Below are 12,556 nucleotides of genomic sequence, written 5' to 3'. Positions count from 1 at the left end.
GATTGGCCAGCGCCACGCGGTGCAGGTCCTCGGCGCTGCGCACCGTGGCCTCGGCCGAGTAATTCGTGCTCACGCCCACGAACACCGGCCGGCCGCGCCAGCGCCTCCTGGAACTCTGCGCCGGCGCAGGCGCGCCAGCTGGGCCTGCCGGCCCTGGGCACCGCTTTGCTCGACGATGGCGTAATGCGCATCGGGCGAGCCCGACTCCACCGCATGCGGAGTTTCAGATCGGTGGTGTTGGGGGGGCTATTGTGCGGGCGCGGAACGCCTTGGCCGCGTTCGTCATGCCGGACCCTGTCTGCCTGACGGTGACGGCGAGTCTTGAGATTAGGTGTTTTGTTTCCTTCATCAAGACTGCATGCATGGCATGTCGCGCACTTGAATCCGTATCCTCACCAGCGGCTATGGCCGGATCAGCGCATGCGCTCACCGAGCAAGCTGCCGGTGCAGGGGCGCTATGGGCTCGGCTGCAGCAGGTCCAGCGCCGGCTCGGGCAACAAGCCAGGGGCGGCCGCCTGCGGAAGCCATTTCGCATAGATGGCCGCGAATGTGCCATCGCGTTTCATGGCATCCAGTTCCTTTTGCAGCAGCGCGGCGGTGTCCGGCGCCGTACCCTTGGACAGGGCCAGATAGCCCTGGCCCTTGTGCACCACCAGCACCGGCTTGAGCGCATCCAGCGGCACGCGCAGCTTCTTGCCGGCGGCGGGCACGACGGGGTCGGTCAGCACCATCACCGCATCGTCGAGGTCCTGCAACAGCAGCAGGCGCAATGCGTCCTCGGGTGTGTTGGCGAGCGTGAGCCTCTGCAGGCCAAGCCGGCGCAATGCCTGCTCCAGAAACGAGCCCCGGTGCACGATGATCTGCTTCACCGCAGCGAGATCGCCGATGCGCTCGACATTCAGCCGCGCGCCCGCACGCATGTAGACGCTGGAGCTGACGTTGACGATCGGGCCTATCCATTGATACTGGGCCTCGCGCTCGGCGGTACGGGTGGTGAAGAACAATGCCACATTGGGCGTGTTGGCGGCCATCGCCACCGCACGCGCCCAGGGCATCAGTTCGATCTCACCGCCGACGCCGCTGCGGCGCTGCAATTCCCGCACCAGCTCGGTACACAGGCCGGTGACGCTTGCGCCATCGCGGTAGTTCAGCGGCGGCAGCTCATGGGTGAGGAACTGGAGCTGCTGGCCTGCGGCCATGGCGCCGCTCACGGCCAGGGCAAGCATGGCAGTCGTCAATCTGCGGCTAAGGCTTGTCATGAGCTTCAAGACCTCGCGTTGGAGCAGCAAATTCTAGGCGCCTCACCCGCCATTGCGCGCTGCTGCGGCAAATTGGGCACAAGGCGGCAGCCGCGCCGATGTGGCGGGCGGCGCCCGCGGCTGGCCCGTGATAGTCTGAGCTGGCCTCGGCAGACAAGGCTGCGCAGAAACGGAGGTTCGCCATGCAGACCCTGGACGAAATGCTCGCGCTGAGCCTGCTCACGCCCGCCCAGCATGCCCAGATCCATGCCTGGGCGCACCACGCCAAGACGCCGGAACGCATCATGAACGAGATGCCGGCGCATCTGTGGCGGGCGCTGGAACTGGCGAGCGTGTTGATGGATTTCGATGTGGGGCTGGCGGGCGCGCCCGGCCACTGAAGCACTGGACAAGCGCAGGCCGCGTCGGTCTATGCTTCAGCGCAGCACGCCGCGCATCGTCATGCGGCGTGCATACCAGGCGAAGCACAGCAGCAGGGCAGCGATGACGGCGCTCGTGATCGCCATCTGCGGGCCCATGATGGCGCCGCTGTTGCTGAGCACATAGGTGTAGAGCAGGCTGATCGCGAAGGCCGCCAGCGACAGCACAAACACCGGCGCGGCCAGCCGCCTGCGCAGCAGCAGAAGCACCGAGGCCAGGAAAGCGCCCAACACGCCCACGGCCCAGACCAGCGTCATCCACGCCGGCATGCCTTGGTAATGCGCGATCTGCTCGGGCGTCATGCCCGCGCTGGCCTGGTAGGCGGCGCCCTGGGCCATGGTCATGACGAAGTCGAACACGCCGATGGCGTTGAACAAGAGGGCGAAGCCGCCCACGAGCCAGCAATGCATGGGCGTTCTCTGAACGGCTTCGGTCATGGCGTTCTCCGGTGATGGGCCAGTGTTGCGCCAATCGAGCGGCGCTCACAAGCGGGGAAACTCGTGCTGTCCCTCACGCCGAAGCGCTACTGCCTATGGCGCCGATTCGGCCGCCTGCAACTGCCTCAGGCAGGCGATGCACAGGCAGCGGCTGTACTGCTGCGCCAGTTGCTGGCGCAGCGCCTCACTGAGCTTGAGGTCGAAGCAGTCGCAGCGCGGCTCCTGCGCGCCGCAGTGAAAGGGCTGGCCGCAGCGCGGGCAGCGGTCCTCGTTCAAGGGTGCGACCTCAGTCATGCAAACAGCCCCTGGTGCTGTTCGCGCAGCAGCTTCTTCTGCACCTTGCCCATGGCGTTGCGCGGCAACTCGTTCACCAGGAAGAGCTGTTTGGGCACCTTGAAGTTGGCGATCTTGCGCTTGAGCTCGCCGATCAGCGCCGCCGGATCGAGCTGCGCGCCGGGCTTGGGCACGACGATGGCGATCACGGCTTCGCCGAAGTCGGCATGCGGCACGCCCACCACGGCGGATTCGGCCACGCCGGGCATGTCGTTCAGCCAGCCCTCGATCTCGGCCGGATAGACGTTGTAGCCGCCGCTGATGATGAGGTCCTTGCTGCGGCCGACAATGTGCAGATAGCCGTGTGCGTCCTGCTTGCCCACATCGCCGGTCTTGAACCAGCCGTCGGCGCTGAACTCCTCCCTGGTCTTCTCCGGCATGCGCCAGTAGCCGGCGAACACATTGGGGCCCTTGACCTCGATATGGCCGATCTCGTCCACCGCGCAGAGTTCACCCGCGTCCGTGCGCAAGCGCACGCCCACGCCGGGTAGCGCCTGGCCCACGGTGCCGCCCACGCGTTCGCCCTCGTCGGGGAAATAGGGGTTGGAGGTCAGCATGAGGGTTTCGCTCATGCCGTAGCGCTCCAGGATGGTATGGCCGGTGCGGGTCTGCCAGTCGCGGAAGGTTTCCAGCAGCAGCGGCGCCGAGCCGCTGATGAAGAGGCGCATATGCCGGCAGGCCTGCTGGTCCAGCGCCGGCTCGGCCAGCATGCGCACATAGAGCGTGGGCACACCCATGAAGACGGTGGCCTCGGTAAAGCGCGCGATCACCGCCTTGGGATCGAATTTGCCACTGAACCACAGCATCTTGCTGCCATTCAACAGCGCGCCATGCGAGGCCACGAAGAGGCCGTGCACATGGAAGATCGGCAGGGCATGGATCAGCACATCGTCCGGCTGCCAGCCCCAGTAGTCCTTCAGCGTCAGCGCGTTGCTGAGCAGATTGCCGTGCGAGAGCATGGCGCCCTTGGCGAGGCCGGTGGTGCCGCTGGTGTAGAGGATGGCGGCCAACTCGTCGGCGCGCTTGGTGGCGGGCTGGTGTTGGTCGCTCATCTGGGCGGCGCGCTCCAGCAGGCTGCCGCTGCGGTCCTCGTTGAGCGAGAACACATAGCCAACGCCGGCCTGGAAGGCCAGTTTGCTGACCCAGCCGAACTGCCTGCCGGTGCACACCACCACGGCGGGCTCGGCATTGCCGATGAAGTAGGCCAGCTCGGCCGCCTGGTAGGCGGTGTTGAGCGGCAGATAGACATAACCCGCGCGCAGCACGGCCAGGTAGAGCATCAGCGCCTCGACGCTCTTCTCGATCTGCACCGCGATGCGGCTGCCCGGCGGCAGCTCCAGCGAGTCGAGCAGATTTGCCAGCATGGCGCTGCCGCGCTCGAGATCGCGCCAGCTGTAGCGCAAGGTCTCGCCGTCGGCGCATTCGATCGCCACCGCGTCCAGGTCGTCGGGGAAGGCCGCGCGCAGGGCGGCAAAAAGGTTCGCGTTCTTGCCAGTCTTCATGTCGTTTCAGTCCAGTTTCGCCCCGGAGCTCTTGACCACCTCGGCCCAGCGCAGGGTTTCGCTGTGCACGAACTTGCCAAAAGCCTCGCCATAGAGTGTGGGGATGTCGGCGCCCAGCCCGGTCCAGCTGGCCTTGATCTCGTCGCTCGCATAGGCCTTTCTCAGCTCGGCCTGCAGGCTGGCCACCACCTCCCTGGGCGTGCCCTTGGGGGCCCACAGGCCGTACCAGGTGGCCACCTCGTAGGTCGGCACGCCGCCCTCGGCCGCGGTGGGCAGCTCGGGGAAGCCCGGCGCGCGCCTGGCCGATGCCACCGCCAGCGCCTTCACGCGGCCGTTCCTGATATGGGCCGCCGAGCTGCCCAGGCCGTCGAACATCAGGTCCACCTGGCCGGCGATCAGGTCCTGCAGGGCCGGGCCGGCGCCGCGGTAGGGAATGTGGGTGATGAAGGTCTTGGTCTGCAGCTTGAACAGCTCGGCCGCCAGATGGTGCGAGGTGCCGTTGCCGGCGCTGGCGTAGTTGAGCCTGGCGGGGTTTTTGCGGACGTATTCCAGCAGGCTCTTGAGGTCGTTGGCGGGCACGTTCTTCGGGTTCACCACGATCACCTGGGGCACGCTGGACACCAGGGCCACCGGCACGAAGTCATCCTCCAGCTTGTAGTCGAGCCTGGGGTACATCGAGGGGGCGATGGCATGGTGCACCGCGCCCATGAAGAAGGTGTAGCCGTCGGGCGCGGCCTTGGCGGCCAGGGTGGCTCCGACGGTGCCGCCGGCGCCGCCCTTGTTGTCGATGATGAACTGGCGGCCGGTCTGCTTGCTGAGCTGGGCGGTGAGCGGGCGCGCGAAGGCGTCGGTGCCGCCGCCGGCGGGGAAGGGCACGACGATGGTGACGGGCTTGGCGGGCCAGGGTTGAGCCTGCGCTACCGGGCCGAAGGCGGCCAGGCTCAGCGCCTGCAGCACGCGTGCAAGGGAAGCTGTCTTCATCAGGTCTCCTGTCTCGGTCTTGTTGGAATCAGAGCAAGTTGCCCACCGCCCGCGAATACGCGATCTCGCCCTGCGTGAATGCCTCGTGATGCCCCTCGATCTTGGCCAGGTCGTAGAGGTAGTTGACCATCATGCCGCAGGATTGCTGCAGGCCCTTGGGCGCGCGGTTGCCCATCCAGTTGATGCGTTCGAGCCTCGCACCGTTGTCGAGGTGAAAGCGCGCCACCGGGTCGCCGTCGGGCAGGGCGGTGCAGGCCAGCAGGTAGGCGGCGCACAGGCGCTGCAGGGCCGCCTGCGCATCGGCGTCCAGGCCGTTCAGGCTGTCGAGCTGGCCGAGCCTGGCCCAGTCGCCGCCGCAGGCCTGGCGCAGCAGTTCGCGCGCTGCGCGTGTGCGCTCCAGCTGGGGTTTTTTCTTCAGCAGGGGCGCCAAGGCCTCCAGCGCCGGTTCGCTGCGCAGCCAGGCCAGCAGGCCGGGAATGGGCGAGAGCGTGCAGAAGGTCCTGAGCCGGGGGATCTCGCGCTGCAGATGCTCGGCCACGCGCTTGATCAGAAAGTTGCCCAGCGAAACGCCGCGCAGGCCGGGCTCGCAATTGCTGATCGAATAGAACACCGCGAACTTGAACCTGCTGGGCTCCATGGTGGCGCTGGCCTTGTCGATCAGCGGCGCGATGGCCGCAGGCATGTCGGGCAGCAGGGCCACCTCGACGAAGATCAGCGGCTCCTCGGGCAGCTGCGGATGGAAGAAGGCGAACAGGCGGCGGTCGGGCTGCAGGCGGCGGCGCAGATCGTCCCAGCCGTCGATCTCGTGCACCGCCTCGTGGCGGATGATTTGTTCAAGCAGCTGCGCCGGCGAGTTCCAGTCCACCTGGCGCATCTGCAGAAAGCCGGGGTTGAACCAGGAGCTGAACAGATGCAGCAGATCGGCCTCGACGCAGCGCCACTCGGGGTGGCTGGGTAGGCCGCCGAGCAGGCTGCGGCGCAGGCGTACCAACAGCCCGGTGGCGCCGGGCGCGCGGTTGAGGCGCCGGAACAGCTCCTGGCGCGGCGGCTCGCTCACGCGCGTGAGCTGCAGCAGGGCGCGCGCATTGGGCGTTGCCGCATAGGCCTGGGCGGCGGCCAGCACGGCCTGCGGATCGGGGTTGAAGTCCTGCGCCAGGCGCTCGAACAGCTGCGCCAGCGCATCGGGCGGCAGGCGCGCAATCTTGTCGAGCAGCTCGCGCGCCAGCGCCAGGCTGTTGGCCTCGCCGCGTTCGCTCAGCAGTTTGTGGGCCAGGATCAGCACCTGGCGTTGTGCCCTCGGGCTGGCGGGTGGCGGTAATGCGCTCATGGCCGCCTTTATAGAGGAAGCGGCGCGGCGGCGGCTACGGGCTGATACGGTGGCCGCGCCGGCGGGGCGGCTGCTACATTGAACGCCCGCTCCAATCAATCCCTCAGCCCCCGCCATGAGCACGCATGCGCCCGTAGCCAACTTTCCCCAGGATGCCGATGGCGTGCTGAAGCTGGCTGCGCAGTCGATGTTCGAGGTGCTGGCCGGCGCCACCGAGGGCATGATGGTGGTGGATCGCCAGCATCGCATTGTCTGGATCAGCGACGGCTACAAGCGCTTTCTGCCAGCGCTGGGCTTTGGCAGCGAGACCGAGTTCGTCGGCCGCCGCGTCGAGGAGGTGGTGCCCAACAGCCTGATGGGCCAGGTGATCGACAGCGGCAAGCCCATCCTGGTCGACCTGATCAGCAACCAGTCGGGCACCTTTCTGGTGAGCCGCCTGCCGCTGCGCGACGAGGCCGGCGCCGTGATCGGCGGGCTGGGCTTTGTGCTGCTGGACCATCCCGAGACCAATATGCAGCCGCTCATGGCCAAGTTCGGCCGCATGCAATCCGAGCTGGAGGAAACGCGCCGCCAGCTGGCCGTCGAGCAGAGCAAGGCGCGCCGGCCCAAGCACACCATTGCCAGCTTCATCGGCGCCAGCCCGGCGGCGCTGGAGGTCAAACGCCAGGCGCGCCGTGCGGCGCAAAGCCAGGCCACCGTGCTGCTGCTGGGCGAGACCGGCACCGGCAAGGAGCTGCTGGCGCATGCCATCCACGCCGCCTCGCCGCGCAGCCACAAACCGCTGGTGAGCATCAATATCGCCGCCGTGCCCGACACCTTGCTGGAGGCCGAGTTCTTCGGCGTGGCGCCGGGCGCCTACACCGGCGCCGACCGCAAGGGCCGCGACGGCAAGTTCCGCCTTGCCGATGGCGGCACGCTGTTTCTGGATGAGATCGGCGACATGCCGCTGCCGCTGCAGAGCAAGCTCTTGCGCGTGCTGCAGGAGCAGGAGTTCGAGCCGCTGGGCAGCAACCAGGTCATCAAGGTGGATGCGCGCGTCATCGCCGCCACCAGCCGCGACCTGCAGGCCATGGTGGCGCGCGGCGAGTTCCGCGCCGACCTCTACTACCGCCTCAATGTGCTGCCGATCCGCGTGCCCTCGCTGCGCGAGCGCCTGGGCGATCTGGAGGCCCTGGCCGACACCCTGATGGACGACATCGCGCGGCGCAGCGGCATGGCGCACAAGATGCTCAGCGCGGGCGCGCTGGAATGGCTGCAGCAGCGGCCCTGGCCGGGCAATATCCGCGAGTTGCGCAATGTGCTGGAGCAGGCCAGCCTGATGAGCGACGAGGCGGTGCTGGACGAGGCCAGCTTCGCCGCCTATGCGCAGCAGCCCGGCACCCTGCCGCAGGGCCCGGCGCAAGCGCCACGCCCGGCCGTGGCGCAGGCCGAAGCAGCAGCGCCCGCCGAGACCCTGCGCCCGCTGCCCGAGCTGATTGCCCAGGTCGAACGCGACGCGATTGCACAGGCGCTGAACCGCACCGGCGGCAATCGCCTGGCCGCCGCGCGCCTGCTGCAGATCTCGCGCGCCTCTCTTTACGAGCGCCTGACACGCTGGCCGGAATTGGGCTCGGCGTGGCAAAGCACCGCCCTTACGCCTTGAATGCCTAAGTGCTGACCCAAGCGGCTGCGCTTAGGCTACCCTTGTCGCCAAGCCGCCTTTGGAGCGATAGTTCCCTGGTCGCACGGACAACTGGCAGGAGATACCTATGGGCAAGCTCATGTTGGCAACGCGTCTGCGTCTGGCCGTGGTGTTGGTGCTGCTGGCCTTTGTGCTGGTGATAGCGCTGTTGAGCTCCCGAGCGGCGGACAGCCTGCTCGCGGTCAAGATGACCACCACGGTGGAGCAGGTCAAGGCGGCCGAGAAGATCGCGCGTGCCTACGCCGACAAGGTGCGTGCCGGCACGCTCGGCGAGACCGAGGCCACGGCCGCCGCGGCGGCCGAGATCGGCAAGATCCGCTACTCGGGCAACGAGTACATCTGGATCAACGACATGGGGCCGCGCATGGTCATGCACCCCATCAAGCCCGAGCTGAACGGCCAGGACCTGAGCGGCAGCAAGGATCCCAAGGGCAAGCTGCTGTTCGTGGAGTTCGTCAAGACGGTGCGCGCCGAGGGCGCCGGCTATGTCAGCTATCTCTGGCCCAAGCCGGGTGCCAGCGAGCCCGAGCCCAAGCGCTCCTATGTGATGGGTTTCGCGCCCTGGGGCTGGGTGCTGGGCTCGGGTGTCTATGTGGACGACGTGGCCGCGGTGAGCCGCCGCGACGCGCTGTTCACGCTGGGGCTGGTGGTGCTGGCCGGCGTGGCCGCGCTGCTCGGGGTGGAGGTGTTTGTGCGCAGCCTGCGGCGGCGCCTGGGCGCGATGCGCGACCTCATGCATGCGGTGGCCGCTGGGGATCTGAGCGGCCATGTCGAGATCGGCCGCTCCGACGAGATCGGGCAGGTGCTGGGCGAGGTGCTGGCGATGCAGCGGCGCCTGACCGAGCTGGTGCAGGGCATACGCGAGGCCACCGAATCGATAGGCACGGCCTCCAGCGAGGTGGCGCTGGGCAGCCAGGATCTGTCGGCGCGCACCGAGCAGGCGGCGGCCAATCTGCAGCAGACCGCGGCCTCGATGCAAGAGCTGGTGCAGCAGGTGCGGCAGTCCACCGAGGCGGCGCGGCAGACCAACGCGCTGGCCGATCAGGCCGCCGGACAGGCGCGCCAAGGGGCGGCGGTGATGACCGAGGTGGTGTCCACCATGGACGGCATCTCCACTTCCAGCCGCAAGATCTCGGACATCATCGCGGTGATCGACGGTGTGGCCTTCCAGACCAATATCCTGGCGCTGAATGCCGCGGTGGAGGCAGCGCGCGCCGGCGACCAGGGCCGTGGCTTCGCGGTGGTGGCGTCGGAGGTGCGCAGCCTGGCGCAGCGCTCCGCGCAGGCGGCCAAGGAGATCAAGAGCCTGATCATGGATTCGGTGGAGCGCGTCAACGCCGGCACCCAGCAGGTCGGGCGCGGCGGTCAATCCATGGACGACATACTGCAGGCGGTGCAGCATGTCAGCACCACGGTCAACGAGATCAGCCAGTCCAGCGTGGGCCAGGCGGACGGCATTGCCCAGGTGAATCAGGCGGTGGCCAATCTCGACAATATGACGCAGCAGAATGCCGCGCTGGTGGAGCAGACCGCGGCCGCGGCTGAATCGCTGAAGCAGCAGGCGGCCTCGCTCAACGCCCTGGTGTCGGTTTTCAAGCTCGCGCGCGCTTGACCCTGTTGGCGCGGCCACTGTCTGCAAACAAGGCAGTGACCGAAATCCAGGCATGCGCCTGTGCGTCGGCTGTCTGAGTTCTGTACGGTCGGACCGCCGACCCTGCTCGGGCCCCGTGCTCGGCGGCTTGTTTTTCAGTGCTTACCCTGAGTGGGCGACGCTGGGCACAAGGCTTGCATTACAAGCCCATGTGCAGCCAGCCGCCCGCGAGGGCATCACAGGAGAATCAAGCAATGCCGATGATCACGACACGACGATTTCTTGGCCTGTCGGCCCTTGGCTTGGCCACCATGCTGGCCACAATGGCGACTCTGCCCGCCTGGGCCCAGGCCGGCGCCAAGGAGATCCGCATCGCCCATGTCTACAGCAAGACCGGGCCGCTGGAAGCCTATGGCAAGCAGACCCAGACCGGCTTCATGATGGGCCTGGACTACGCCACCCAGGGCACGATGACGGTGGCCGGCAAGAAGATCGTGGTGATCGAGAAGGACGACCAGGGCAAGCCCGATGTGGGCAAGAGCCTCTTGGCCGCCGCCTATGGCGACGACAAGGCCGACCTGGCCGTCGGCCCCAGCTCCTCCGGCGTGGCGCTGGCGTTGCTGCCGGTGGCCGAGGAATACAAGAAGATCCTGCTGGTGGAGCCGGCCGTGGCTGATGCCATCACCGGCGAGAAATGGAACAAATACATCTTCCGCACCGGTCGCAACAGCTCGCAGGATGCGATCGCCAATGCGGTGGCGCTGGACAAGCCGGGCGTGACGATCGCCACGCTGGCACAGGACTATGCCTTTGGCCGCGACGGCGTGAAGGCCTTCAAGGAAGCCCTCAAGACCGCCAAGATCACGCATGAGGAATACCTGCCCACCAGCACCACCGACTTCACCGCCGGTGCGCAGCGCCTCATCGACGCGCTCAAGGACAAGCCGGGCCGCAAGATCATCTTCATCATCTGGGCCGGCGGCGGCAACCCCTTCAAGATCGCCGACCTGGACCTGAAGCGTTATGGCATCGAGATCGCCACCGGCGGCAACATCCTGCCGGCGATGACGGCCTACAAGCAGTTCCCCGGCATGGAGGGCGCGGCCTATTACTACTTCGGCATGCCCAAGAACCCGGTCAACGAATGGCTGGTGGCGAACCACTACAGCAAGTACAAGGCGCCGCCCGACTTCTTCACCGCCGGCGGCATGAGCGCCGCGATCGCGGTGGTGGAAGCGCTGAAGAAGACCGGCGGCGACACCGCCACCAACAAGCTCATCAAGACCATGGAGGGCATGAGCTTCGAGACGCCCAAGGGCCGGATGAGCTTCCGCGCCGAGGATCACCAGGCCATGCAGTCCATGTACCACTTCAAGATCAAGGTGGATCCGGCCTTTGCCTGGGGCGTGCCCGAGCTGGTGCGCGAGATCAAGCCCGAGGAAATGAACGTGCCGATTCGCAACAAGCGATAAGCACCGCCACCGCACCCCGCGACTCTGCGGTCACCCTTGCACCCGGGTGACCGAGCACCATGCTTGAAACCAAGAACCTCACCATCCGCTTCGGCGGCCATGTGGCGGTGGACCATGTGTCCTGCGCCTTCGCGCCCGGCAGCCTGACCGCCATCGTCGGCCCGAATGGTGCCGGCAAGACCACCTACTTCAACCTGATCTCGGGCCAGCTGCGCGCCACCGAGGGTCAGGTCTTGCTGGACGGCGAGGACCTCAGTGCGCTGAGTGCGCCGCTGCGCACCAGGCGCGGCCTGGGCCGGGCATTTCAGCTCACCCAGCTGTTCCCGCACCTGCCGGTGCTGGAGAACGTGCGGCTGGCGGTGCAGGCGCGGCGCGGCATCGGGCTGAAGATGCTGTCGGTCTGGCTGCAGCATCGCGAACTGATCGACGAGGCCATGGCCATCCTGGCCCAGGTGCGGCTGGCCGGGAAGTCTTCAAGCATTGCCGCGGCCCTGCCGCATGGCGACCAGCGCAAGCTCGAGGTGGCGATGCTGATCGCCCTGCAACCCAAGGTCTATATGTTCGACGAGCCCACCGCCGGCATGAGCGTGGACGAGGTGCCGGTGATCCTGGACCTGATACGCCAGCTCAAGGCCCAGGGCCGGCACACCATCCTGCTGGTGGAGCACAAGATGGACGTGGTGCGCGAACTGGCCGACCGCATCATCGTGCTGCACAACGGCCAGCTGGTGGCCGATGGCGACCCCGCCGAAGTGATCGCCTCGCCGGTGGTGCAGAACGCGTATCTCGGTGTTGTTGCAGACGAGGTCGCAGCATGAGCGCGCTCTTGAGTCTCCAGGGTGTGCACACCCATATCGGCGCCTATCACATCCTGCACGGCGTGGACCTCGACGTGCCGGCCGGCCAGCTCACCATGCTCTTGGGCCGCAACGGCGCGGGCAAGACCACCACGCTGCGCACCATCATGGGCCTGTGGCCCGCCAGCCAGGGTCAGGTCTTGTTTGACGGTCAGCCCATCCAAGGCCAGGCCACGCCGGAGATCGCGCAGCGCGACATCGCCTATGTGCCCGAGAACATGGGCATCTTCGGCGACCTGACGGTGCGCGAGAACCTCTTGCTGGCGGCGCGCCGCGCGCGTTCGCTGAACGACTTGGATACCACGCGCCTGGACTGGCTGTTCACGCTCTTCCCGGCGCTGAAGAAGTTCTGGCTCTACCCGGCCGGCAAGCTCAGCGGCGGGCAGAAGCAGATGCTGGCGATCGCGCGCGCACTCATCGAGCCGCGCCGCCTGCTCCTGATCGACGAGCCCTCCAAGGGCCTGGCGCCGGCCATCATCCTGAACCTGATCGCGGCGCTCAAGGAGCTCAAGGCCACCGACACCACGGTGCTGCTGGTGGAGCAGAACTTCATGGTCGCCAAGGCGCTGGGCGACCGCGTCGCGGTGATGGACAACGGCCGCGTCGTGCATGCCGGCGCGATGGCCGAACTGGCCGCCGACGAAGCGCTGCAGCAGCGCCTGCTCGGGCTCTCGCTGGCCGCGCATCAATGACGAC

12 protein-coding genes are annotated in these 12,556 nt (G+C 67.3%); 6 read left to right on the top strand and 6 right to left on the bottom strand.

Features of this window, described 5'->3' with window-relative positions; all coding sequences use genetic code 11:
* Positions 1-455: 455 nt before the first annotated feature.
* Positions 456-1,226 (bottom strand): substrate-binding periplasmic protein, encoded by a 771-nt coding sequence (locus tag WG898_RS08735; protein WP_339602385.1) that lies wholly within the window; start codon positions 1,224-1,226, stop codon positions 456-458.
* Positions 1,227-1,441: 215 nt separating this feature from the next.
* Between WG898_RS08735 and WG898_RS08730 the strand changes: the two genes are divergently transcribed.
* Positions 1,442-1,639 carry a hypothetical protein gene (locus tag WG898_RS08730; protein ID WP_339602384.1) on the top strand — a complete coding sequence of 66 codons (198 nt, stop codon included), beginning with the start codon at positions 1,442-1,444 and terminating at the stop codon, positions 1,637-1,639.
* Between the two features lie 36 nt (positions 1,640-1,675).
* Here WG898_RS08730 and WG898_RS08725 read toward each other — a convergent pair whose 3' ends face one another.
* The 5 genes from WG898_RS08725 to WG898_RS08705 form a co-directional block, all read right to left on the bottom strand.
* The gene (locus WG898_RS08725; protein WP_339602383.1) at positions 1,676-2,116 is read right to left on the bottom strand and encodes a hypothetical protein; all 441 of its coding nucleotides are present in this window, start codon (positions 2,114-2,116) and stop codon (positions 1,676-1,678) included.
* 93 nt (positions 2,117-2,209) lie between these two features.
* Entirely contained in the window at positions 2,210-2,410 is a 201-nt protein-coding gene (locus WG898_RS08720) for a cysteine-rich CWC family protein (RefSeq protein ID WP_339602382.1), read from the bottom strand.
* Positions 2,407-3,951, bottom strand: coding sequence for a malonate--CoA ligase (locus WG898_RS08715; protein ID WP_339602381.1), 1,545 nt, complete (start codon positions 3,949-3,951; stop codon positions 2,407-2,409). The genes WG898_RS08720 and WG898_RS08715 overlap by 4 nt, the downstream gene beginning before the upstream one ends.
* A gap of 6 nt (positions 3,952-3,957) precedes the next feature.
* Positions 3,958-4,932, bottom strand: a complete 975-nt coding sequence (locus tag WG898_RS08710) for a Bug family tripartite tricarboxylate transporter substrate binding protein (protein ID WP_339602380.1) — start codon at positions 4,930-4,932, stop codon at positions 3,958-3,960.
* 28 nt (positions 4,933-4,960) lie between these two features.
* Positions 4,961-6,259, bottom strand: coding sequence for a malonyl-CoA decarboxylase domain-containing protein (locus WG898_RS08705; RefSeq protein WP_339602379.1), 1,299 nt, complete (start codon positions 6,257-6,259; stop codon positions 4,961-4,963).
* A 115-nt stretch (positions 6,260-6,374) separates the two neighbouring features.
* Between WG898_RS08705 and WG898_RS08700 the strand changes: the two genes are divergently transcribed.
* The 5 genes from WG898_RS08700 (at position 6,375) to WG898_RS08680 (ending at position 12,552) form a co-directional block, all read left to right on the top strand.
* Positions 6,375-7,901 carry a sigma-54 interaction domain-containing protein gene (locus WG898_RS08700; RefSeq protein WP_339602378.1) on the top strand — a complete coding sequence of 509 codons (1,527 nt, stop codon included), beginning with the start codon at positions 6,375-6,377 and terminating at the stop codon, positions 7,899-7,901.
* 106 nt (positions 7,902-8,007) lie between these two features.
* Positions 8,008-9,552, top strand: coding sequence for a methyl-accepting chemotaxis protein (locus WG898_RS08695; RefSeq protein ID WP_339602377.1), 1,545 nt, complete (start codon positions 8,008-8,010; stop codon positions 9,550-9,552).
* A gap of 302 nt (positions 9,553-9,854) precedes the next feature.
* The gene (locus WG898_RS08690) at positions 9,855-11,003 is read left to right on the top strand and encodes a substrate-binding domain-containing protein (RefSeq protein ID WP_339602376.1); all 1,149 of its coding nucleotides are present in this window, start codon (positions 9,855-9,857) and stop codon (positions 11,001-11,003) included.
* A gap of 59 nt (positions 11,004-11,062) precedes the next feature.
* Positions 11,063-11,821 (top strand): ABC transporter ATP-binding protein, encoded by a 759-nt coding sequence (locus tag WG898_RS08685; RefSeq protein WP_339602375.1) that lies wholly within the window; start codon positions 11,063-11,065, stop codon positions 11,819-11,821.
* Positions 11,818-12,552, top strand: coding sequence for an ABC transporter ATP-binding protein (locus WG898_RS08680; protein ID WP_339602374.1), 735 nt, complete (start codon positions 11,818-11,820; stop codon positions 12,550-12,552). Before WG898_RS08685 ends, WG898_RS08680 begins: the two co-directional genes overlap by 4 nt.
* The last annotated feature ends 4 nt before the right edge of the window (positions 12,553-12,556 follow it).

Source organism: Paucibacter soli (assembly GCF_037482845.1).
GTDB lineage: Bacteria > Pseudomonadota > Gammaproteobacteria > Burkholderiales > Burkholderiaceae_C > Paucibacter_B > Paucibacter_B soli.
This window is presented reverse-complemented; position numbering and strand designations above follow the sequence as displayed.